Genomic DNA, 21,029 nt, shown 5'->3' with positions numbered 1-21,029 from the left:
GATCGCCTCCCCGCGGTCAGGCGATGGCGCGGCTAACGGTCCTAATGCGCTTTCCTCATGCAGGCGCCGCGGCACCAGCCCCCGCCAGTCGTTCCCCCAGCGCCTTGATCTTGGAGACGCGGTTTTCCTTGTCGGGGATGATGAAGCCGCGGATCTTGCGGTTGACCATGCCGGCCATCAGCTTGCCCAAGAGCTTTGGCGAGCGCGTCTTGGCATAGCGCAGCTTGACCAGGGTGCCGCCGCCGATCTCCTCCATCTCGATGGTTTCATACATCTGCAGGCCCATCGCCAGATTGTAGCGGCCGGTGACATATTCGCCCGGGTTCCAGTCCACCACCTCGTAAGGGAACAGCGCGTCGCCGTGGTAGCAGTGATAAAGTGTGCCGGGCTCGATCTTGCCCTTGTTGGTGTTCAGCAGGTCCATCCGGTCAGCGCCCAGCCATTCCGTCCGCAGGTCAGGCCGGGTGCAGATGGTAAAGGCGATCTCGGGTGAAACCGGCAGCGGGATGATCCACTCGTCCAGCAGCAGGTCATCGGTGGCGCCGACAAAGCTGCGCTCGCTGGAGCGGCGGCGCTGCCAGGCGGCGCGCATGTCGCGGACCACATACTCGACCGGGCCGATATGTTCGATCTCCTCGCTGTGGAACTCGCTTTCATCAAAGAAATCGACTAGGTCCATTGCCCGCAGCGCGTCGCAGGACAGCAGCGTATAGGCAGTGAGGCCGGTGCGCTTGGTGACCGAGTTCTTCAGCAGCCGGAAGGCAGTGATCACGTCGGGGCCGGCCAGTTCATGCCTGCCCTGGGTGTCCTGCAGGATGCATTCGCCGTGATGCACCACCAGTTTCAGCTCCAGGTCGCCGATCTTGCTGCAGGCATCGCAGGTGCAGCCGGTGTTGAGGATCATCTTCTCCTTTTCACGGGCGAAGATGCAGTAGAGGTGCTCGGCAAAATCGAGGATGAACTGCTTGGTCATCACCTCGTTTTCGATGGCATAGGCAAACACAGCGTCGCCCTGCAGGCCGGAGACCTGGAGCGGCGCCCGGATGGCGGGGAGCAGCGCGCCGAAGAGCGCATCCAGTATGCCCTTGGAATGCTCCAGCGGGGTGCCGGCCATGAATTTGGTGTAGCCCGACAGGTCAGCAATGACGAAGAAGGCTTTCTGGACTTCGGAATGCTGGGCCGTCATTGGCACCTCCTTGGCAATGTCAGGGCAGTATGCTCGAAGTTGGTGGAAATTCAAAACATAGCAGCTTGGGGGGAGGGCCAAATTACCGGTCATTGAACGTATCGCGGGGCGGACGCCCCGCCCCACAAACTTGTGACGTGACAGCTGCCGTGCGGTGGCTACCTTAGGGCGAATGATCCGCACCGTTCTTTCCCTCTCCGCCGCCCTGCTGTGGGCCTCTGCCGCTGCCGCCATGGGACCGTCGAAATCCGCAAAGTGCCACGGGGAGATGCCCTGCGAACTGGGTGACCGCTCCTATCACGTGATGGAGCCTGCAGGCTGGGACGGGGTCTCGCCCCTGCCGGTGCTGCTGCATTTCCACGGCTGGTCGCGCACGGGGCGCCATGCGCAGCACAGCAACAGGGTGGGGGCATCCGCCAAGCGGCGGGGCATCCTGCTGGTGACACCGAACGGGCGGCGCAAGACCTGGGATTTCTGGTCGGCGGAGACAGAGGATGTCGCCTTTGCCGATGCGGTGCTGGCGGACGTCGCCAGGCGCTATCCCGTTGACGCGGAACGGATCTATGTTTCGGGCTACTCCTACGGGTCAGCCATGGCCTGGCGCTATGTCTGCCACAGCGGCAATGATGTGGCGGCATTGCTGGCGGTGGCGGGCACTATCCAGCAGAGTGAAAACTGTCCCGAAGCCCCGCGCGAGGTGCGCCATGTGCATGGGCTGAAGGACACGGTAATGGATTTCCCCTACGGCCCCGGCGGCGAGCGGACCTATCCGGTGGCGCTGTGGCGCGCGCGGCTGGGCTGCGGCGCGGCGCGGGTGCTGGGCCAGTGGCAGGCGGTGGAATGGCTGAAGCTGGAGCGCACGGTCTGGGCGGGCTGCACAGAAGGGAAGGTGGTGCTGGACACCCATCCCGGCGGCCATTTCATCCCGCACGGCTGGATCGGGCGGCAATTGGATGAGCTTTTGAACCTCACTCCCAGCTATCCTTGAGTGCGGGCGTGCTGAACCCTTGAACCTTGGCGCATTCTTTGCCATTGCCTCAGGTCAAACACGCATGTCTGCCAAGGGGTCCCCGACCGATGAAATTCACGCTTTCCTGGCTGAAAGACCACCTCGACACCGACGCCTCGGTGGAAGAGATCACTGACGCCCTGACCGATCTGGGCCTTGAGGTCGAAGGGGTCGTCAATCCGGCTGACGCGCTGAAGGACTTCACCCTCGGCTATGTGAAACACGCCGAGAAACACCCCGACGCCGACAAGCTGCGGGTCTGCAAGGTGGACACCGACGAGGGCGAGCTGCAGATCATCTGCGGAGCGCCGAACGCGCGTGAAGGCATCACCGTGGTGGTCTGCAAGCCGGGCATGTATATCCCCGGCCTCGACATCACCATCGGCGTCGGCAAGATCCGCGGCATCGAGAGCTTTGGCATGATGGCCTCCGAGCGCGAGCTGGAGCTGTCGGAAGAGCATGACGGCATCATCGAGCTGCCCTCCGGCGCGGTTGGCGACAAGTTTGTGGACTGGCTGGCGGAGAACGATCCGGCCAAGGTCGATCCGGTCATCGAGATCGCGATCACCCCGAACCGCCCCGATGCGCTGGGCGTCTACGGCATTGCCCGCGACCTGGCGGCGCGTGGCCTCGGCACCCTCAAGACCCGCGCGTTTGAGGCGATCCCGGGTGACTTCGCAAGCCCGATCAAGGTCACAATCGACGCCGACACTCTGGACGGCTGCCCGCTGTTTGCGGGCCGGGTGATCAAGGGCGTGAAGAACGGCCCCAGCCCGCAGTGGCTGCAGGACCGGCTGAAGGCGATCGGCCTGCGCCCCATTTCGGCGCTGGTGGACATCACCAACTTCTTCACCTTCGACCAGAACCGCCCGTTGCATGTGTTTGACGCGGCCAAGGTCGCGGGCGACCTGCGGGTGCACCGCGCGGCTGGCGGCGAGACCCTGAAGGCGCTCGATGAGAAGGAATACACCTTCGGCGCAGGCCAGATGGTGATTTCGGATGCCAACGGGCCGGAAAGCATCGGCGGCATCATGGGCGGCGAGGAGACCGGCTGCACCGAGGAAACCGTGGACGTGTTCCTGGAGAGCGCGTTCTGGGATCACGTTCAGATCGCCATGGCGGGCCGGGCGCTCAAGATCAATTCCGACGCGCGCTACCGTTTTGAGCGCGGCGTCGATCCGGAATACACCATTGAGGGCCTGCACCGGGCGACCCAGATGATCCTGGACCTCTGCGGCGGCGAGCCGTCCGAGGTGGTGATCGCGGGCGACGTGCCGGATCATTCGCGCGCCTACAAGCTGGATGCCGACCGGGTGCAGTCGCTGGTGGGGATGGAGATCGCGGAAAGCGATCAGCGCCAGACCCTAACCCGCCTGGGCTTCCGCCTGGAGGGCAGCATGGCGCATGTGCCGAGCTGGCGCCCGGATGTGCAGGGCGAGGCCGACCTGGTGGAAGAGGTCGCGCGGATTGCCTCGCTGACCAAGCTGGTGGGCAAGCCGCTGCCGCGGCTGACCGACGGCATCCCCAAGCCGGTGATGACCCCGCAGCAGCGGCGCCAGCAGATGGCGCGCCGCACCTGCGCCAGCCTCGGCTATAATGAGGTAGTGAGCTACAGCTTCATCGATCAGGCCTCCGCTGCGCTGTTCGGCGGCGGTGACGATGCCACCATGCTGGCCAACCCGATCTCTTCCGAGATGTCGCACATGCGCCCCGACCTGCTGGCAGGCCTGTTGCAGGCTGCGGCCCGCAACCAGGCGCGCGGCTACATGGATCTGGCGCTGTTTGAGGCTGGACCGGCCTTCACCGGCGGCGAGCCGGGCGAGCAGGTCACCCAGATCGCGGGCCTCTTGGTGGGGCGCACCGGGCCGAAGGACGTGCATGGCGCATCGCGCGCGGTGGATCTCTATGATGCCAAGGCCGACATCGAGGCGGTGCTGGCCGCCATCGGCGCGCCGGCTAAAGTGCAGATCCTGCGCGAAGGCGCTGCCTGGTGGCACCCGGGCCGCCATGGTCGCATCTGCCTGGGCCCGAAAAAGACCCTCGGCGTCTTTGGTGAGCTGCACCCGAAGGTGCTGAAAAGGATGGGCATCAAGGGCGCAGCCGTGGCCTTCACCATCTTCCCGGATGAGGTGCCGCTGCCGCGCAAGTCCGGCGCCACCCGCCCGGCGCTGGCGATCAGCGACCTGCAGGCGGTGGAGCGGGACTTTGCCTTTGTCGTCGACGACAGCGTCGAAGCGCTCACCCTCGTCAATGCCGCGGCCGGGGCCGACAAGGCGCTGATCGAGGATGTGCGTGTCTTTGACGAGTTCATCGGCGGCTCCCTGGGCGAGGGCAAGAAGTCGCTGGCGATCACCGTGCGGCTGCAGCCCAGCGACCAGACGCTGAAGGAAAAGGACATCGAAGCGGTGAGCGAGAAGATCATCGCCAAGGTCACCAAGGCAACCGGCGGCACTCTGCGCGGGTAACGGCGGTTCCAAGGCTTTTCTGAAAAGCCTTGGCAATAGGTTTCAGAAAACTTTTGGGCAGCGCACCCTGCGGGGCGCTGCCCTTTTTCATATCATCTACCGGAAAAGAACTCCGCCAGCAGGTCGAACACCAGCCGGATGCGGCGGCTGGTGTGCAACTCGCGGTGGGTGGTGAGCCAGACCGGGAAGGTCATGGCGTCGCTGCCGGGCAGCAGCCGCTCCACCTCCGGCGCGGCGGCGGCGACCTCATCTGACATCGGGGTAATGCCGAACCCGTGCCGGACCAGTTCCCAGGCGACCAGGCCGCTATTGGAACCGATGCGGAAATTGTCCGGCGTGATCGGGATACCCATCGGTTCCAGATATTCGATCATCCGGCTGGCGTCGCCGAAGCCGACGAAATCATGATCCCCCAGATCATCCAGCGACGACGGGCGGCCGCGCCGGTCAAGATAGGACTTGGCGGCATAGAAATGCCCGGTGGCTTCCTGCACCAGGCGGGCAATCAGCTCGGGCTGCTCCGGGCGGACGTGGCGGATGGCAATGTCCGCCTCGCGCCGCATCAGGTCGCGGATGTCGTTTGCGGCCACCACATCGACGGTGAGGTTGGGCGCGCGCTGGCGCAGCTGCTGCAGCAGGGGCGGCAGCACATGGGCGGACATCACGTCGGAGGCGGTGATCCTTACGGTGCCTTCGATGGATTGCGCCTGGCCGCTGGCCGCCAGGGCCAGCGCATCCGCGGCCGCGCCCATGCGGCGGCTGTGGGCGCGCAGCTCATGCCCGGCTTCGGTCAGGGCCAGCGAGCGGCCAAGGCGCTCGAACAGCAGCACGCCCAGCTCCGCCTCGAGCGCCGCGACCTGGCGCGACAGCGTCGGCTGGGTCAGGCCAAGCTGCCGCGCGGCGGCCGACAGCGAACCGGTTTCAGCGGTGGCGAGAAAGGCGCGGATATGGTTCCAGTCGGGGGTTATCATGCAAATACGTATATCAGCCTTGCGGATTTCGGCAATTTATCCGTGGTTCCTGCATAGGTAGGGTTTGGGCAACCAAGGAGACTCGCATTGACCGCCGACGCCCGCTTTTGGAACAAGATCGCCCCCAAATACGCCAAATCGCCGATCCGCGACATGGATGCCTACCGCTACACGCTGGAGCGAACACGGTCCTATCTCAAGGCGGATGATGCCGTTCTGGAACTGGGCTGCGGCACCGGCTCCACCGCCATCGAACTGGCGCCCGGCATCGCCCGGATTGTCGCAACCGATCTGTCGGAGGCGATGCTGGAGGTCGGCCGCGAGCGGGCCTGGGATGCAGGCGCGGCCAACATCGAATTCCACTGCTGCAGCGCCGGGCAGGCGCCTGAGGGGCCGTTTGACGCGGTGCTGGCGCATAACCTGCTGCATTTGCTGCCGGATCTGGAGCAGGTACTGGATGGTGTCGCGGCGCGGCTGCGCCCTGGCGGGCTGTTCATCTCCAAGACGCCCTGCCTGGGCGAGTCGCGGGGCAGCTGGAAGTACTGGCTGTTTTCGGCGGCCATCCCGCTGATGCGGCTGGCGGGCAAGGCACCCAGCTATGTGGACTTCATGGACATCCGCAAGCTGGAGGCGGCAGTGCAGAAAGCAGGCTTTGAGATCATCGAGACCGGCAACTACCCGGCGGACACGCCGGGGCGCTATCTGGTGGCGCGGCGGCGCTGAGCTTTGCCTTTGCCCCATCCGCGCTAGGTAACGGGGTGGAGGCTGACATGTTTGAGGACCGGATTTCTGCCGGGCTTCAGCTGGCCGAGAAACTGGCTGAACTGCCGATGACGGATCCCGCGGTGCTGGCGTTGCCGCGGGGCGGGGTTCCTGTAGCGCTGCCGATCGCGCAGAAACTGCAGGCCCCCATGGACCTGATCCTGATCCGCAAGATCGGCATGCCCTCCAATCCGGAGCTGGCCGCGGGCGCTCTGGCCGAGGGCAGCAATCCCATATTCAACGGCGCCCTGCTGCAGGCCACTGGCATGAAGCCGGAGGATTTTGCTGCCCAGGTGGCCCAGGCGCGGGAAGAGAACGCCGCCCGCCGCGCCCGCTATCTGCAGGGGCATCCGCCGGTGGAGCTGGAAGGCCGCACGGTCATCGTGGTGGATGACGGGATTGCCACCGGCGCCACCTTCATGGCCGCGCATTTCTGGCTCAAGGAGCGCAAACCTGCGGAAGTGATCCTGGCGGTGCCGGTGGCGCCGCCGGAAGCGGTGGACGAACTGCGCCCCTTGGTGGATACTCTGGTCTGTTTGCTGAGCCCCAGGGAGTTCTGGGCGGTCGGCGCGCATTACAGGGATTTTACGCAAACCAGCGATGACGAGGTCACGGCCGCCCTGGCCGCGGCCCCGCAGGCTGGCGCAGGAAAGGACAAGACGTGGCATTGAATGTTTATCTCTCGGGCGAGATCCACACCGATTGGCGGGAGCAGATCATCGAAGGCGCAAAGGGGCTGGAGGTAAGCTTCAGCGCGCCGGTGACGGATCACGACGCCAGCGACGATTGCGGCGTGGCGGTGCTGGGCGCCGAGGAAAACAAGTACTGGCATGACCACAAGGGCGCGATGGTCAACGCGATCCGCACCCGCAAGGGGATTGCCGACGCCGACGTGGTGGTCGTGCGCTTTGGCGACAAGTACAAGCAGTGGAACGCGGCCTTTGACGCGGGCTATGCCGCGGCGCTGGGCAAGTCGATCATCGTGCTCAGCCCGCCGGAGCATCAGCACGCGCTGAAAGAGGTCCACGCCGCCGCGCTGGCGGTGGCGGAGGAGCCGCGCCAGGTGGTCGAAATCCTCACCTATGTTCTGACCGGCAAGCTGCCTGCATGACGCCACCGGTGCTCGAGACAGAGCGGCTGATCCTGCGCCCGCACCGGGTGCAGGATTTTGATGATGTGGCCGCGCTCTGGGCAGAGCCGGAGGTGGTGCGTTTCATCTCCGGCAAGCCCTCCACCCCGGAGGAAAGCTGGACCCGGCTGCTGCGCTATATCGGCCATTGGCAGGCGCTGGGGTACGGCTATTGGGCGGTCACCCTGCGCGGCAGCGGCCGGTTTATCGGCGAGGTGGGCTTCGCCAACTTCCAGCGCTGCATGGAGCCGCCGCTGGCGGATGTGCCGGAAGCGGGCTGGGTGCTGGCGCCCGGGGTGCACGGGCAGGGCATCGCCACCGAGGCGGTGGGCCGCATCCACCAATGGGCGGCAGAGATGACGGACTGGGCGGAAACCGCCTGCATCTTTGACCCGTCCCATACGGTGTCGCACCGGGTGGCGCGCAAGCTGGGGTATGCGCCTGCTGGCGAAGCCCTGTACCGGGGCAATCCCACGCTGGTCATGAAACGGGCAATTTCCCGGCGGTGACGCCGGGGTGTGCAGGCGCGCAACTGAAACTTGAATTATTGCAGCGCTTTGCCTGGCCATAAGCTGAGGTGCGGGCGGTTCGGCTTGCAGCCCATTCAACAGTTCTTTAACGGGAGCGGCCTACATTCGTCCCGAGACTGGAACACTAAATAAGGCGCCGCACTGTTTTTCAGGGCGGTGTTTGAGCCCCCTTTATGACAAACCGCCGCAGACCTGCTTCGCAAATCACACCGCTGATTGAGGACTCGGGGCTGTTCAAGCGCGAGGTGCGCGATGTGCCAGTGGAGCTGGTGCCGGTGTTCAGCCGCAACAACCGCGGCGACCTGGTGGTAAAGGGCATTGTCCAGCCGGGCGCTGAGATCGAGGTGGTTTTTGCCGGCCGCCGCCTGCGCGAGGCCGCGAGCCTGGTCGAGCGGATGCGCAAGCTGCGGATGCAGGGAGCGCGGTCGGCCCTGAACGGCCATGAGGCGATGAACCAGATCAGCCGGCTGCGGCTGCCGGTGCAGGTGCGCGGCACCTGGCGGTTCCGCTTCCAGCCCGACGAGTCCGGCTGGGAAGTGAAGAGCTATCAGCTGATGGCAGCGCAGTGGGCCTTTGTGGATGAAGACGGGATGACAGTGCTGTGCGGCATGCCGCCTGCTGAGCCGGACGACAGGCGGCAGGAGCGGGCCCGCGCGGCCCGCACCCGCCAGGCGGAGGCCAAGGCCAGAACCGCCGCCCGGACGCCCCAGGACAGATAAGCGCCCCGCCAAAGGCGGGATGCGGCCCCGGCAGGGGCAGAAGCCGGGCAGGAGCCCTCAGCCCGCTTTCTTGATTTCCACCGAATGCGGATAGGGAATCGAGATGCCCTTGGCATCGAAGGCTTCCTTCACACCCTGGGTCAGGGCGAATTTCAGCTCCCAGTAATCCTCGGCCTTGCACCAGACCCGCGCGGTCAGATCGACTGAGCTGTCGCCCAGATTGGTGACCCGGACCCAGGGTTCCGGATCCTGCAGCACCCGGGAATCGGCATTGGCCGCAGTCAGGATGATTGCCTTGGCAGTCTCGGCGCTGTCGCCGTAGTCGATGCCGAACACCATGTCGACGCGGCGGGTGGGGTGGTGCGAGAAGTTGGTGATGACAGAGCCCCAGGCCTGGCCGTTGGGAACGATGATCTGCACGTTGTCGGGTGTCGCCAGCTCAGTCACGAACAGGTTCACGTCCTTCACCGTGCCGGCGGTGCCGCCGATGTCGACATACTGGCCGATCTTGTAGGGGCGGAACAGGACCAGCATGAAGCCCGCTGCCAGATCGCTGAGCGTGCCCTGAAGAGCCAGGCCGATGGCCAGGGTGGCGGCGCCCAGCATCGCCACCAGGCTGGTGGCCTCGATCCCGAAGATGTTGAGGATGGCAACCAGCACTACCGCCAGCAGCGCCCAGCGGATCATGCTGGCGGCGAAATTGCCCAGCGTCGGGTCGATCTGCGGTGTCTTGTTGATGCGGTTGCGCACAGCGGCGCTGATCCAGCCGGTTGCGATCCAGCCGAGGATCAGCACCACCAGCGCCTTGACCCCTGCCACCAGCAGCGGCCACAGCGCGCCCGCCTGTTCGATAAGTTGTTCCATGTCCGCTGTCCCTAACGGTTTTTTCTGTGCGCCGGACTGTCGTGCAAGCAGAGCGCTGTGGCAATAGGGCGCAGCGGGGAAAGATCACGCGGCAGCGGCTCAACCCATTGGGGTGGGGCTGGACAAGATGCGGTGAACGATGCGTGCGCTGCCGCCTGTGGCCGGGCGGCAGGGTGGCCGGGCGCCCGCCTGCAGGTCAGGCGAGGTCGAACTCTTGCGCGTCCAGCTCTTCCTCGCCGGCCGGTTCCGGCTCTGCATAGTCGTCCAGGCTCAGCGCCGCCATCAGGTCCTGGCCGGAGAGGTCCTCAGTCCCTTCGAGCGCATCGTCATAGGCCGCCAGCAGCTCATCAGCGTCCTGGAAGCCGCCATCCGGCGCCTCGATGCGGAACAGCTCTTCCGGATTGCCGTCCTCGCCGGTGCCATAGAAGACCACGCCCTGCACCGCGGCCAGATCGCCGCCGACCTCATCGGACAGGAAAAAGCTGAGGTAGTTCTCGAACACCGGCTCGGTGCCTTCGGGCAGGGCCAGGTTGCCATAGGGGTTTGGGTCGGGCTCTTCGTCCAGAATGTAGGTGCCGCCCTGCGGGTCGCCGGACGCCGTGAACACCTCGCCGAAGAAGACCTTTTCAAAGGTGGGCTCTTCCGGGTCCTCCGGCTCTTCCGGTTCCTCGGGGTCGTCGCTGACACCCTTGATGGAGCCCGCGTCGGTGCTGGTGGAGGTGGCGCGGATGCCGAAAATGTCGATCTCGTCCAGGCTGCCGATGTCCAGGGAGACGGTCAGCGTGTCGCCGGTCTGCAGATAGGTTTCCTTGTCCTCGCCCTCCGGGCCAAGGCCGGGATCGCTGAGCGCTGTGGCCTCGTCCCACTGAACCTTCTCGCCATCAAGGCTGGCGCCGTTCATCTTCAGCGGCCCTTTTAAGGAGTCGCTGGAGCCGGAGAATTCATCGTCGCCGAAATAGATGGCGTTCACGTCCATGGCGCCTTCATCGACAGTGATATCGGCGTAAAACGCGCCGTTTTCCTCATAAACGGTGACGGTGTAGGCAAGGCCGTCCACCTCGTAGGTAAAGACTTTGGAGCTATCGGGCATCGGTGTGCTTTCAGTCATGACCGGAAAAAGCTGAACGGCCTTGCTCTGCCGGCCGGTGCTGTCCGGGCATGCCGCATTTCAAAAAATTGCCTTATTTTTAACAAAATTGGGGCGATCCAAAAACCGCTTGGCCGGGAACAAACCCTGCCGATTGTTGCTGCTGGGTGAACAGAGGGTGCCCCGCCTTCCGGCCTCAGGACAGCAGCATCCAAACCGCAACCCCGGCCAGAATGGCGCCGAACAGGACGTTCAGACTGCGGGCGCCGCCGGAGGTCCGGAACAGTTTTGCAAGGCTGCCGCCCGCCAGGGCCCAGACCGTGAAGGCCAGCAGGTTGTTGAGGGTGAACACGGTGGTGATCCACAGCACAGGCGCCGCGGTTCCCGGTGCATCCGGTTCCAGAAACTGCGAGAACATCAGGGCGATGATCACATACGCCTTGGGGTTCAGCACCAGCAGTGCGGCCCCGCTGGCAAAGCTGGCCGGCTGCGGCGCCTGCGCGTTCTTCAGCACCCCGGCCCGCAGCAGCTTCCAGGCCAGCCACAGAATATAGAGGGAGCCTGCCGTCTTCAGCACAGCAAAGAGCTGCGGCGCCCGGTCCAGCGCAGTGACGAAGCCACAGCCGATTGCTGCCGTCACAATCCAGGTCGCCAGGTGGTATCCCGCATTGGCGGGCACTGTTGCAGCGAATCCGAAGCGCGCGGCATTGGCTGCAAAGAACAGGTTGCCGGGGCCGGGGCTGTAGGCGAGCGGGAACAGGAACAGGATCAGGGCAGCGGTTGTCTGGAGCATCTGGAAAACCTCTTGGTGCGGTTCCAGAAATGGCTTTTCTGCCGGCCGGGTCGATCCGGTTCTTGCGCAAAGGCAGGTAGTCATTAAGCGCACGCCGGTGCGGCGGGGCTCTGTTGTTCTTTCTACTATCCGCTTGTGCAAGGCCGGCGGTCTCTTTGCCAGTCTTAGGCACATCGGCCGCGGCTACAGATAAACCTTTCCGGCAAACTCATTTGCAACCACGCCGCGAATGAATTCCGCCAGTTTGAGGAAGCTTGCCGGCGTGCCGCTCGACTGCCGCCAGGCCAGACCGGCCTGCCGGTACAGCCCGGGTTTCATCTGCGTGATGGCGACGTCGCCCTCCCCGGGTTTGACCTCGGAGCCGGCGTAGAGCGCGGGCAGCAGTGTCATGCCCATTCCAAGCGATACCATCTGGCGCAGCGCATCCAGGCTGGTGCCCTCGAAATCGTCGCGCAGGCGGGCCCCGGAGGCAGCACAAAGCTCGGAAACCTGACGGCTGAGCATGTAGGACGAATTCAGGCTAATCAGGTTTTCGCCAGCCAAATCCGTCTTCTTGACATGGTCCCGGCCTGCCAGAGCGTGTTCCCGGGGCACTGCAAGGTGCAGCGGCTCCCGGAACAGAAACTTGTGGCAAATGTCGTCCCGGGCGATGGGCAGCTGGGTCAGAACAAGGTCATGTTTGCCGGCCAGCAGGTCCTCGATCATGTCGCGCGGCGTTCCGTCCCGAATGACAAGTTTCAGGTCCGGATATGCCGTGTGCAGCTGCCTGAGGACTCGGGGCAGCAGGTACGGGCCGATCGTCGGGGAAGAGCCGAGGCGCAGGGTGCCTGTGAGGCTGTTTTCAGACGGGCCGCTGATCCGCTGGAGCTTTTCGACATCCTGCAGGATCTTTTCGGCCTGCGCTGCAACCTCCCGGCCTTCGGGTGTCAGGATCAGGCCGCTGCGCCGTCTTTCTGCCAGGCGGGTGCCAAGGGCCTCTTCCAGCGCGTTTATCTGCAGGCTGAGAGAGGGCTGGCTGATGCCAAGCTGGCGGGCAGCATTGCGGTACTGCAGTGATTTGCTGAGCACGCTGAAGTAGCGGAGCTGGCGCAAGGTTACGGCGGCCAAAGGATCCTCTCTGTGTCGCTGCATAGGAAAAACCTATCTTTCTTTAGAATAAGATTGGCTTCTTCGGAGGACAATGCCTGCCTATCTGAAAAGCGGGCCAAGGATGCATCGAGGATGCAGACAGGCCAAGGAATCAGAAAAGGAGGCAACTCATGAAAGACAGTCCCCGGGTCAAGACGTTCTCTCTGCAAGTGCGGCTGGCGCAGCTGCGATTGAAGCATCAGGACGTAAAGGCGAAAATCGCGGCGGAGCTGAAGCGGCCTGCACCGTGCAGCCTGATCCTGCGCGGGCTGAAACTGCGGCGTCTGCAGCTCAAGGATGAGATGGCGCGCTGCATGGCGTTGCTGCAGAAACACGGGCTGGCTCGTCTGTCACCGCAGCGCTCCGTTTCAGGAGAGCCCGCATGATCTTGCATTCTGATCTGCGGCATCCGGGAAGGCGATTCATGCACAGCGCTGACCTTGACGACATGCGTGCGGCCATTCTCGATGACGAGGAGGATGATGACGGCCCGGACGGAGGCAGCCCGCATGTTTGTGCCCAAGGGCGCCGCCGGACGGTTCTGGTTGCCGAAATCGGGTCCAGCCGGACCTAAGGACCGCAAAGCAAGGCCGCAAAGTCCAGCAGGGGAACCAGAAAAGAAGAAGCCCCGCCGAAAGGCGGGGCTTCAGTGTTTCCGGAAGGCAGCAGTTTTACTGCTTGAGCGCCTGCTCCGGTGCCAGCACGTCGAGGCCCAGGGCCTCGCCGACGGCGGCGTAGGTCAGCTTGCCGGCGTGCACGTTCAGGCCGTTCAGCAGGTGGCGGTCATCCGCGCAGGCCTGGCGCCAGCCCTTGTTGGCCAGGTTCAGCATGAAGGGCAGGGTGGCGTTGCCCAGAGCCTGGGTCGAGGTGCGTGCCACAGCGCCCGGCATGTTGGCCACGCAGTAGTGCATGATGCCGTCGACCTCATAGATCGGGTCGGCGTGGGTGGTTGCCTTGGAGGTCTCGAAGCAGCCGCCCTGGTCGATCGCAACGTCCACCAGCACCGCGCCCGGCTTCATTTCGGACAGCTGTGCGCGGGACACCAGTTTCGGGGCTGCCGCACCGGGGACCAGAACCGCGCCGATCACCATGTCGGCGTCGCGCACCAGTTCGGCGGTGGCGCCGGCGGTGGAGTACTGGTTCTTGAAGGTGCGGCCGAAAACGTCGTCCAGGTATTTCAGGCGGGTCAGCGAACGGTCGAGGATGGTGACATCCGCGCCCATGCCGGCTGCGATTTTGGCTGCATGGGTGCCGACGACACCGCCGCCGATCACCACCACCTTGGCCGGGGCCACGCCGGGGACGCCGCCCATCAGCACGCCGCGGCCGCCGTTGGCCTTCTGCAAGGTGTAGGAGCCAACCTGCGGTGCCAGGCGGCCGGCCACTTCCGACATCGGCGCCAGCAGCGGCAGGCCGCCGCGGTCGTCGGTAACGGTTTCATAGGCGATGGCGGTGCAGCCGCTTTCCAGCAGGTCGTGGGTCTGTGCCGGATCGGGTGCCAGGTGCAGGTAGGTGAACAGCAGCTGGCCTTCGCGCAGCATCTTGCGTTCAACCGCCTGCGGTTCCTTCACCTTGACGATCATATCGGCGGTGGCAAAGATTTCCTCGGCGGTGTCCAGGATCGCGGCACCGGCGGAGACATAATCCTCGTCGGTGAAGCCGGCGCCGAGGCCCGCGCCTTGCTGGATGACGACCTCGTGGCCGCGCAGGACGGCCTCGCGGGCCGCGTCCGGGGTCATGCCGACGCGGAATTCCTGCGGTTTGATTTCGGTGGGGCAGCCGATTTTCATGTGAGTATCTCCTCAAACTCTCTGCGGTCATATTGCCGCAGGCAGCGCAAAATGTGCTGCTTATTTGGGCAGAATAAAAACATGCGTTTCGAAGAATCTTCGCGTAATATGGCGAAACACAGCAAGGATCTTCGCAAAATGTCGCTGGACGAAACAGATCGTCGCATTCTCTCGGTGCTTCAAAAGCAGGGGCGCATCTCCAACGCGGACCTGTCGGAGCGGGTGAACCTGTCGGCCTCGGCCTGCCACCGCAGGGTGCAGCGGCTGGAGGCGGAGGGCTATATCCGCGACTATGTTGCGCTTCTGGATGCGCGCAAGATGAACGTGCCGTCGACGGTGTTTGTCGAGATCACCCTGCAGGGCCAGGCGGATGAGGTGCTGGACGCCTTCGAGAAGGCGGTGGCGCGGATCCCGGACGTGCTGGAGTGCCACCTGATGGCGGGAACCGCGGACTATATCCTCAAGGTGGTGGCGGAGAACACCGAGGATTTCGCCCGCATCCACCGCCAGCATCTGGCGCGGCTGCCGGGGGTGGCGCAGATGCAGTCGAGCTTTGCCCTGCGGACGGTGTTCAAGACCACGGCGCTGCCGGTCTGAGGCGGGATTTCGGGTGGTGGCACGCGTGCACCCCCTGTGCACCACCCGTGCACCAGGCGGTGCCGGGTGTCAGGCCGGGCCGGGGTAGGTGAACAGCAGGAGGTGGGTGAGGTTGAACGCGAAATGCATCATCACCGGCACCCAGAACCGGCCCGCGCCCCAGTAGCCCAGCCCGCAGGCGAGCCCCAGTAACGTTGCGAATGCGGCCACCGCAGGCCCCGCGCCAAGATGGGCGAGGCCGAACAGCAGGCTGGCGGCGGCGATGCCCGCGGCAGGCCCGAAGCGGCGGCAAAGGCCCTGCTGCAGGTAGCCGCGGAAGAAGGCTTCCTCTGCCAGGCAGGTGAGCAGCAGGTTTGAGGCCATCCACAGGAGGGTCCACTCGGGCAGGCCGGGGTCCAGTCGCAGCGCGCCCGTCAGCAGGGCCAGCGGCAGCAACGCGGCGAGCAGCAGCAGGCCAGCGGCCAAGACGGGGCGCCCCGTCGGATCATTGCGCTGCAGCAGGGCGGGCCAGGCCAGCAGCAGTGCGAAAAACACTAGCGGCTTATCCAGGTTCAGATGCAGCGAGTAGGGGGCGCTGGCGGGAGTGGCCCGGACCTGGTCGAGGACAGACAGGTTCTGCACCCCCGGCAGCAGATGCGCGCCAAGCGCCAGCGACCACAGCACCAGCACGGCGTGGCCGATCAGCCCGGCGGGCCCGCGGGTGCGGGGGAGGAAGGCGGCAAACAGCAGGCCCGTGGCCAGGGCCATCAGCGCCAGCGGCGTCAGATGCCCGAGCGCAACCGCGGCCCCGGCAAAGACCGCAAGCAGGGCAAAGGCCAGCCCGCGCCGCCCGGCCCAGCCCGCAGTAAGCGCCGCCATCAGGATCAGCCAGGGCCAGGTCTGGGGCAGGGAGGTCAGAACAAAGCTCATGGCTGCACATAATCCGCTCATCCGCCTGGTTTCCAGCGGGTTGTGCAGGCGGCCCGCGGCTTTTGCGCTTGAACCCGGCCGGGAATTCCGCTTGCCTTGGAGAAGGATGCTGCCGCGAGGTCATCACGGGCCGGCGGTGCGGATGCAACCGCCAGCCGCCCGGCCCCCCGCGTGACATCACTCCGTCATATGACGCTGCTAGAAGGCGGCGTTTGCACCACCTGACAAGGAAGGAACCCGTCTGTGACCCGCGAATATGAGACCGCCTCTCTGGACTGGCTGGAAGCGGAACTGCAGGACACGCTGGACGAAGACATCGAGATCGAGTTTTCCGAGCCGATGCTGAGCCAGGAGATCCGCAAGATCTACCGCGAGCAGCACCCGGAGATGCTCGACCGGCAGGTCTATTTCCGCAACCTTTTGCGGCTGCAGGCGGAGCTGATCAAGGTGCAGGACTGGGTGCAGCACACCGGCGCCAAGGTCTGTATCCTGTTCGAGGGCCGCGATGCGGCGGGCAAGGGCGGGGTGATCAAGCGGATCACCCAGCGGCTGGACCCGCGGGTGGCGCGGGTGGTGGCGCTGCCGGCGCCGAACCGCCGCGAGCAGAGCCAGTGGTTCTTCCAGCGCTATGTGCCGCATCTGCCGGCAGGCGGCGAGATCGTGCTGTTCGACCGTTCCTGGTACAACCGCGCCGGCGTCGAGCGGGTGATGGGTTTTGCCAGCGACGACCAGGTGGAACAGTTCTTTCAGGACGTTCCGGAATTCGAGCGGATGCTGGTGCGGTCGGGCATCATCCTGCTGAAATACTGGTTCTCGATCACCGACGAGGAACAGCAGTTGCGGTTCATGATGCGCATCCACGACCCGATGAAGCAGTGGAAGCTGTCGCCGATGGACCTGGAAAGCCGGATCCGCTGGGAACAGTACACCAAGGCCAAGGAGGAGATGTTCAAGCGCACCAACATCCCCGAGGCGCCGTGGTACATCGTCGAGGGCAACGACAAGAAGCGCGAGCGGCTGAACTGCATCGAGCACCTGCTGACCAAGATCCCCTATGAAGAGGTGCCAGGCGAGAAGGTGGATTTGCCGGACCGCAAGTACAATCCGGACTATGAACGCCAGGTTCTGCCGGATGAGCTGTATGTGCCGAAGATTTACTGAGGGCTGATGCAAAAGCTGAAAGGGGCGCGCCGCGGCGCGCCCCCTTTGCTGTTTGCCCGGTGGGGATGTCAGAACAGGAAATCGCCTGACTGAAGCTGCTGCTCGGTGATGCCTGCCAGCAGCATGCTGTCGCCGTCGCCGTCGGTGATCAGCACCCCGTCAACGGTCTGGCGGGTATGGTTGCTCATCAGGTCGCTGTAGCTGCTGATGCCTGTGGCCGCGCCCAGATCGATGAACTCGCCGCTGGCATTCGGGTTGAAGTCGGTGACGGTATCGCTGCCGCTGCTGAAGACGAAGATATCACCGCCGTTCTTGCCGGTCAGCCTGTCGTTGCCGCTGCCGCCGTCCAAAGTGTCTTTACCATAGCCGCCAAACAGCTTGTCATTGCCGCTGCCGCCGTTCAGGTCGTCCGCGCCGCCGTTGCCGCGCAGGATGTCGTTGCCCGAACCGCCGTTCAGCCCGTCACTGCCGGCCTTGCCCAGCAGTTTGTCGCGGCCGTCATTGCCGCTGAGGCTGTCGCCGCCGCTGCTGCCGGTCAGGGTGTCGTTGCCGGCCAGACCGTCCAGGCTGCCTGCGCTGCTGAGGGTCAGGCTGTCATCGCCGGCGGTGGCGCCGCTGCCTGAGCCGCCGCCCGAACCGCCGGTGTCGAGCTGCAAGGGGGCGCTGGTCCTGGCGAAGTTCTGGGTCACCATCACCGCGTCCCAGCCGTTGAAGTTGCCCTGTTCGATGCCGATGCCGATCACCTCGACATTGGCGTTCAGGATGTTGGCGCGGTGGCCGGGGCTGTTCATCAGCGAATTGTGCAGGTCGATGACATCATCGGCCAGGCCGGGCGCGCCGCGCTCGCTTTGCCAGGCAATGTTTTCGGCCCAGGTCCAGCTGCCGGAAAAGACAAAGCCTGCGTCTTCCATGCGGTCGCCTGCGCTGGAGCCGCCTGCGCCGGTGTGGGAAAACACATCCTGCTGCAGCATCCATTCGCTGTGATCTTCGGAGGAATCGTTCAGCCGCAGCTCCAGCTGAACCGGGTTCAGCCCGCGCGAGGTGCGCTCTGCGTTGATCAGCTCGAGCATTTGCCGCTCGAGATCGCTTGCCTGTGACATCGTTTACTGCTCCGTGAGTGTTGCGCAGTCCGGTTACCGGAAACTGGCGGGGCCGGAAGCGCAGGGCCGGGAAAAGGCGGATTTACGGCAAAGCTCTGCCCGAAGTGCAGGGATGGGTACGCGGATTCCTGCGCGTTGCAGCTGTCTGGCGGCCTGGGGCCGGGGTCATGGCGGGCCGGGCGGAGGCCCGCCGCAAGGATCGGCAGCCGAATGGTGAGAGATTCGGCAGCGGCGCGGGCGGCAGGCTGGCGGGGCCGGCAGTTGGGAAAAGCGCCCGGACGCCGCCGGGGGGTGGCGGCGTCCGGAAGAAAGGGAAACCCGGGAGGCGAGCCTTGTTTGCAGGGACCAAGACCAGCGCCGGTAATCGGGGGGAAGCGCCGCCTGCCCAGGGTTTCAGGAAACCGGGTGTTCCAAGCCCGGCCGGCGGGGCAAGGGTTAGGGAAACGCAACCGGCCTGCCCAGCCGTGCTCACTTTATAGCAGAGGGGCGGCATGAAATACACCCTAAAGATGTAATTCGAATTAATTCGCTATCGTTGCCTGTGCGCCTTTGGGTGCAACCCGCCAGGCCAGGGCAGGGTTCGAAGCCAGCCGAACGGGGTGCCGAAAATGACAAACCCCCGGGCGGGGCCGCGGGGGTCGTCTGAACGTATGTTCCGGCGGATCGGGAAGACCTGCCTTAGTGCTGTCCAAAGCTGGAGAGCCAGGTGTGCTTACAGCAGACCTTCGCGCTGGGCTTTCTTGCGTGCCAGTTTACGGGCACGGCGGATCGCTTCAGCTTTCTCGCGCGCTTTTTTCTCGGACGGCTTTTCGAAATGTTGCTTGAGCTTCATTTCGCGGAAGACGCCTTCACGCTGCAGCTTTTTCTTCAGGGCACGGAGCGCCTGATCGACGTTGTTGTCGCGAACACTAACCTGCATGTGGTATTCACCACCTTTCTAAGTTTTGAGTTGCAAGGAAATTGCAGGAAGTGGCCGTATAGCAAAGCGCGTATATTTTGTCTAGTAGAGTGTCAGGACGCTGCCAGCGGGAGGCTGAGATGAGTGAAGACCACGATCACGCACAGGATGACATCAAGGAAAAGCTGCTGGATGCGGCATTGATGCATGTGCCGTTTGACGGCTGGTCAGAGGTGACCTTCCGCGCCGCCTGCCACGATGTCGGCGTGCCGGAGGTGCTGGCCCATGCGGTGTGCCCGCGCGGCGGCGTCGATCTGGCGCTGGCCTATCACGCGCGCGGCGATTCGCGGATGCTGGAGCGGCTGGAGAGCGAGGACCTGTCGGGGCTCAGGTTCCGCGACAAGGTGGCGGCAGCGGTGCGCTTCCGGCTGGAGGCGGTCGATGACAAGGAAGCGGTGCGCCGCGGCACCACGCTTTTGACCCTGCCGCAATACGCAGGCGACGGCGTCAAGGCGATCTGGAACACCTGCGATCTGATCTGGGAGGCGCTGGGGGACGGCTCGGATGATCTGAACTGGTACACCAAGCGCGCCTCGCTGGCCGGTGTCTATTCCGCCACCGTGCTCTACTGGCTGGGCGATGACAGCCTGGACCACCAGGCGACCTGGGATTTCCTCGACCGGCGCATCGACAATGTGATGGATTTCGAGAAGCTCAAAGCCGGGCTGCAGAAGAACCCGCTGCTGAAACCCCTGCTGGCCGGGCCGAACTGGCTGGCGGAGCAGATCAAGCCGCCGAAGGCGCGCGATGATCTGCCGGGGTCGCTGAACCCGCGGCGGTAAGACCGTATCAGCCGGGCGGACTTGCCGCCTGCCGCTGGATGCAAAACTTGCTTCACCGGCCCGCGGGTGCTGCTGTGGACAGATTGCCGCTGTCATTCCAGAATTGGTGCCAAGCTCCCTTTGCTTGGCATTCCAATCGGAAAGGAAGACCCATGGCGGATATATTTCAGTCGCTCGATCAGCTCGACAGTGAAAAACTGCAGATGGTCGTTGACCGTCTTGAGTACCGGGGAACCTATCCGGCGTTTGTCGCCATGCGCGAACGGTACTTTGACTCCTTGCCGCTGGAGCAGTGCCGTGAAGTGCTCGACATGGGGTGCGGAACCGGCGTAGTCACGCGGGCCTTGGCCGAAAGACTTACTGACGAGGCAAGTCTGACAGGGACCGACTTCTCCGCCGGGCTTATCGAGGTGGCCCGCCGCCTGGCAGCCGCAGAAGGCCTCGGCGGCCGGATCTCGTTCGAAGTTGCCGACAGTCACGGCACCAGGGAAAACCAGAACCAGTATGACCTCGTCGTGATGCATACACTACTCAGCCACGTCACCAGCCCTGCCCAGGTCTTGAAGGAGGCCGCCCGCGTGACCGCGCCCGGAGGCCATGTCGTGGTCTTTGATGGCGACTACGCATCAATCACATTCGGCGCCGGCGATCCGGACTTGAACGATGCAGCGCTGCAGGCTCTGTTGAAGACAGTTGTTGCCCACCCGCGTGCGATGCGCCAGTTCCCCGAACTGGTCCCCGTGGCGGGACTGGAACTGGTGGGTTTTCTGCCTGAGATTCTCGCCGAGGCAGGCAAGGCGGAGTTTTTCGAGAGCATGCTGGACAGCTACAGGCCCTCGATGGTGGCGGCGGGGCACATTGGCGAAGAGGACGCACGGCGGTGGTCGGAGACGCATCACGCTGCCTCTGAGGCGGGAACCTTTTTCGGATCCTGCAACTTCGTGTCCTATATCCTGCGCAAGCCCTGACAACGGGGAAACCGTCCTGCTGATACAGGGTCCCCGGACCGGGCTGTCCGCAAAGCGCCCCAACTGCGGCGCCTTTGCTGTTTGCGAGCATCGGGGCTGATGCTAGGCAAGAGGCAAGGAT

23 protein-coding genes are annotated in these 21,029 nt (G+C 64.4%); 13 read left to right on the top strand and 10 right to left on the bottom strand.

Features of this window, described 5'->3' with window-relative positions; genetic code table 11:
- Window positions 1-55 precede the first annotated feature (55 nt).
- Window positions 56-1,186, bottom strand: coding sequence for a DUF2652 domain-containing protein (locus KUW17_RS13335; RefSeq protein WP_222479906.1), 1,131 nt, complete (start codon window positions 1,184-1,186; stop codon window positions 56-58).
- Between the two features lie 172 nt (window positions 1,187-1,358).
- On the opposite strand from KUW17_RS13335, the gene KUW17_RS13330 reads away from it, so the two are divergent.
- Both KUW17_RS13330 and pheT read left to right on the top strand, forming a co-directional pair.
- Window positions 1,359-2,174, top strand: a complete 816-nt coding sequence (locus KUW17_RS13330; protein WP_222479904.1) for an alpha/beta hydrolase family esterase — start codon at window positions 1,359-1,361, stop codon at window positions 2,172-2,174.
- Between the two features lie 89 nt (window positions 2,175-2,263).
- The gene (pheT, locus tag KUW17_RS13325; RefSeq protein ID WP_222479901.1) at window positions 2,264-4,660 is read left to right on the top strand and encodes a phenylalanine--tRNA ligase subunit beta; all 2,397 of its coding nucleotides are present in this window, start codon (window positions 2,264-2,266) and stop codon (window positions 4,658-4,660) included.
- 92 nt (window positions 4,661-4,752) lie between these two features.
- Here the strand turns inward: pheT and KUW17_RS13320 are convergent, their stop codons facing one another.
- Window positions 4,753-5,631, bottom strand: coding sequence for a LysR family transcriptional regulator (locus KUW17_RS13320; protein ID WP_222479899.1), 879 nt, complete (start codon window positions 5,629-5,631; stop codon window positions 4,753-4,755).
- Window positions 5,632-5,718: 87 nt separating this feature from the next.
- Here KUW17_RS13320 and KUW17_RS13315 point away from each other — a divergent pair, with 87 nt between their 5' ends.
- From KUW17_RS13315 to KUW17_RS13295, 5 genes are all read left to right on the top strand, one after another.
- Window positions 5,719-6,354 (top strand): class I SAM-dependent methyltransferase, encoded by a 636-nt coding sequence (locus KUW17_RS13315; protein ID WP_222479897.1) that lies wholly within the window; start codon window positions 5,719-5,721, stop codon window positions 6,352-6,354.
- A 47-nt stretch (window positions 6,355-6,401) separates the two neighbouring features.
- Entirely contained in the window at window positions 6,402-7,064 is a 663-nt protein-coding gene (locus KUW17_RS13310) for a phosphoribosyltransferase (RefSeq protein ID WP_222479895.1), read from the top strand.
- A complete protein-coding gene (locus KUW17_RS13305; protein ID WP_039183666.1) occupies window positions 7,055-7,504 on the top strand; it encodes a YtoQ family protein in 450 nt (149 codons plus the stop codon). Before KUW17_RS13310 ends, KUW17_RS13305 begins: the two co-directional genes overlap by 10 nt.
- Window positions 7,501-8,031, top strand: a complete 531-nt coding sequence (locus KUW17_RS13300; RefSeq protein ID WP_222479893.1) for a GNAT family N-acetyltransferase — start codon at window positions 7,501-7,503, stop codon at window positions 8,029-8,031. Before KUW17_RS13305 ends, KUW17_RS13300 begins: the two co-directional genes overlap by 4 nt.
- Window positions 8,032-8,225: 194 nt before the next feature.
- Entirely contained in the window at window positions 8,226-8,771 is a 546-nt protein-coding gene (locus tag KUW17_RS13295) for a hypothetical protein (protein WP_222479892.1), read from the top strand.
- A 57-nt stretch (window positions 8,772-8,828) separates the two neighbouring features.
- Here KUW17_RS13295 and KUW17_RS13290 read toward each other — a convergent pair whose 3' ends face one another.
- From KUW17_RS13290 to KUW17_RS13275, 4 genes are all read right to left on the bottom strand, one after another.
- A complete protein-coding gene (locus KUW17_RS13290; RefSeq protein WP_222479890.1) occupies window positions 8,829-9,635 on the bottom strand; it encodes a mechanosensitive ion channel family protein in 807 nt (268 codons plus the stop codon).
- 196 nt (window positions 9,636-9,831) lie between these two features.
- Complete coding sequence (locus KUW17_RS13285; RefSeq protein ID WP_261397201.1) at window positions 9,832-10,743, bottom strand: hypothetical protein; 912 nt, start codon at window positions 10,741-10,743, stop codon at window positions 9,832-9,834.
- Between the two features lie 175 nt (window positions 10,744-10,918).
- Window positions 10,919-11,515 carry a LysE family translocator gene (locus KUW17_RS13280; protein ID WP_222479888.1) on the bottom strand — a complete coding sequence of 199 codons (597 nt, stop codon included), beginning with the start codon at window positions 11,513-11,515 and terminating at the stop codon, window positions 10,919-10,921.
- 183 nt (window positions 11,516-11,698) lie between these two features.
- Window positions 11,699-12,646, bottom strand: a complete 948-nt coding sequence (locus tag KUW17_RS13275) for a hydrogen peroxide-inducible genes activator (protein WP_261397200.1) — start codon at window positions 12,644-12,646, stop codon at window positions 11,699-11,701.
- Between the two features lie 128 nt (window positions 12,647-12,774).
- On the opposite strand from KUW17_RS13275, the gene KUW17_RS13270 reads away from it, so the two are divergent.
- Together KUW17_RS13270 and KUW17_RS13265 are read left to right on the top strand one after the other, a co-directional pair.
- Entirely contained in the window at window positions 12,775-13,029 is a 255-nt protein-coding gene (locus KUW17_RS13270; protein WP_222479886.1) for a YdcH family protein, read from the top strand.
- 38 nt (window positions 13,030-13,067) lie between these two features.
- Window positions 13,068-13,217 (top strand): hypothetical protein, encoded by a 150-nt coding sequence (locus KUW17_RS13265; RefSeq protein ID WP_222479884.1) that lies wholly within the window; start codon window positions 13,068-13,070, stop codon window positions 13,215-13,217.
- A gap of 97 nt (window positions 13,218-13,314) precedes the next feature.
- Here the strand turns inward: KUW17_RS13265 and ald are convergent, their stop codons facing one another.
- Window positions 13,315-14,433: an alanine dehydrogenase gene (ald, locus tag KUW17_RS13260; protein ID WP_222479882.1), complete on the bottom strand. Its 1,119-nt coding sequence runs from the start codon at window positions 14,431-14,433 to the stop codon at window positions 13,315-13,317.
- A gap of 138 nt (window positions 14,434-14,571) precedes the next feature.
- Here ald and KUW17_RS13255 point away from each other — a divergent pair, with 138 nt between their 5' ends.
- Window positions 14,572-15,030 carry an Lrp/AsnC family transcriptional regulator gene (locus KUW17_RS13255; protein WP_222479880.1) on the top strand — a complete coding sequence of 153 codons (459 nt, stop codon included), beginning with the start codon at window positions 14,572-14,574 and terminating at the stop codon, window positions 15,028-15,030.
- Between the two features lie 69 nt (window positions 15,031-15,099).
- Here the strand turns inward: KUW17_RS13255 and KUW17_RS13250 are convergent, their stop codons facing one another.
- Complete coding sequence (locus KUW17_RS13250) at window positions 15,100-15,939, bottom strand: CPBP family intramembrane glutamic endopeptidase (protein WP_222479878.1); 840 nt, start codon at window positions 15,937-15,939, stop codon at window positions 15,100-15,102.
- 243 nt (window positions 15,940-16,182) lie between these two features.
- Between KUW17_RS13250 and ppk2 the strand changes: the two genes are divergently transcribed.
- Window positions 16,183-17,100, top strand: coding sequence for a polyphosphate kinase 2 (gene ppk2, locus KUW17_RS13245; protein ID WP_222479876.1), 918 nt, complete (start codon window positions 16,183-16,185; stop codon window positions 17,098-17,100).
- A 68-nt stretch (window positions 17,101-17,168) separates the two neighbouring features.
- Here ppk2 and KUW17_RS13240 read toward each other — a convergent pair whose 3' ends face one another.
- On the bottom strand, window positions 17,169-18,200 hold the full coding sequence (locus tag KUW17_RS13240; protein ID WP_222479874.1) for a CAP domain-containing protein: 1,032 nt from the start codon (window positions 18,198-18,200) through the stop codon (window positions 17,169-17,171).
- A 712-nt stretch (window positions 18,201-18,912) separates the two neighbouring features.
- Window positions 18,913-19,119, bottom strand: a complete 207-nt coding sequence (gene rpsU / locus KUW17_RS13235; protein WP_005614280.1) for a 30S ribosomal protein S21 — start codon at window positions 19,117-19,119, stop codon at window positions 18,913-18,915.
- A 119-nt stretch (window positions 19,120-19,238) separates the two neighbouring features.
- Between rpsU and KUW17_RS13230 the strand changes: the two genes are divergently transcribed.
- Both KUW17_RS13230 and KUW17_RS13225 read left to right on the top strand, forming a co-directional pair.
- Window positions 19,239-19,940 carry a COQ9 family protein gene (locus KUW17_RS13230; protein WP_222479872.1) on the top strand — a complete coding sequence of 234 codons (702 nt, stop codon included), beginning with the start codon at window positions 19,239-19,241 and terminating at the stop codon, window positions 19,938-19,940.
- Between the two features lie 152 nt (window positions 19,941-20,092).
- Window positions 20,093-20,908, top strand: a complete 816-nt coding sequence (locus KUW17_RS13225) for a methyltransferase domain-containing protein (protein ID WP_222479870.1) — start codon at window positions 20,093-20,095, stop codon at window positions 20,906-20,908.
- The last annotated feature ends 121 nt before the right edge of the window (window positions 20,909-21,029 follow it).

The sequence above is a fragment of the Leisingera aquaemixtae genome (assembly GCF_019801145.1).
In the GTDB taxonomy this organism is placed as follows: Bacteria; Pseudomonadota; Alphaproteobacteria; order Rhodobacterales; family Rhodobacteraceae; genus Leisingera; species Leisingera aquaemixtae_A.
The sequence above is the reverse complement of the archived record's forward strand: the minus strand, read 5'-3'. Positions and strand labels throughout refer to the sequence as shown.